Origin of the sequence: Thiohalocapsa halophila (assembly GCF_016583825.1) — a bacterium.
In the GTDB taxonomy this organism is placed as follows: Bacteria; Pseudomonadota; Gammaproteobacteria; order Chromatiales; family Chromatiaceae; genus Thiohalocapsa; species Thiohalocapsa halophila.
This window is the reverse complement of record NZ_NRRV01000242.1, coordinates 1-769: the sequence shown is the minus strand read 5'-3', so window position 1 is coordinate 769 and position 769 is coordinate 1. Positions and strand designations below refer to the sequence as shown.

The 769-nt window shown below is 54.7% G+C and carries 1 protein-coding gene; it reads right to left on the bottom strand.

The genetic code is table 11. From position 1 onward, the window contains the following. Nucleotides 1–769 (bottom strand): HAD-IC family P-type ATPase (locus tag CKO31_RS26230; RefSeq protein ID WP_200243904.1); only part of this gene is annotated, 769 nt, incomplete at both ends.

The window sequence follows — 769 nt, the reverse complement described above, 5'->3', positions numbered from 1 at the left end:
AAGAGGATTTCTGAGGCGGTATAGGCGTCTTGAGCGCTGATGACGCGAGTGACCTCATGTCTATCCTCGGTGAGCGTGCCGGTCTTGTCGAAGACGATCGTATCAATCTCCATGAGTTGCTCGAGAACGCGGCCGTCCTTGATGAGGACGCTTTCTTGACTTGCCAGGATGATGTGCGCAAGCGTCTGTGCCGATGCGGATAGACGGATGCCATTACCGGGGCTGCAATTGAATACAGCGGTCGCAACGCCCGCGCCGCGGAAGGGCCAAAGGAGTATGCCTAGGCCGAGGATCGGAGTTGCAGCGCTGTCCGCCCATTGCTCGCCCTTAAGCTGCAGCGACGTCTTGAAGTGGGACGTTCCTTGCAGCACGTTTTCGATCTTTGCGACGACTGTGTTCTGACCTGTCTCCGTGACCTTGACCCAGGCGTAGCCGGCTATCACGACCGTGGAGGCGAAGACCTCGTCGCCAATAGTTTTCTCGACTGGAATTGACTCACCGGTCAGCATATGTTGGTCGACGGTGATAGCGCCCTTTACGATCGTGCCGTCGAGAGGAATCAGTTCGCCAGTGTGTATGATTATGGTGTCGTAAATCTGAACTTTTTCGATCGGTGTTTCGATCTCGGTGTTTTGGTGTAGCGCCCAAACGGTGGTGACCTTGCGGTTGAATACACCCGTCAACATCTCCTCGGAATAGCCCTTACTCTTTTCGACGAGAACACTGCCGAGATTGGAAATGAAGGTGTACAGCGCGGCGACAAAGAAAT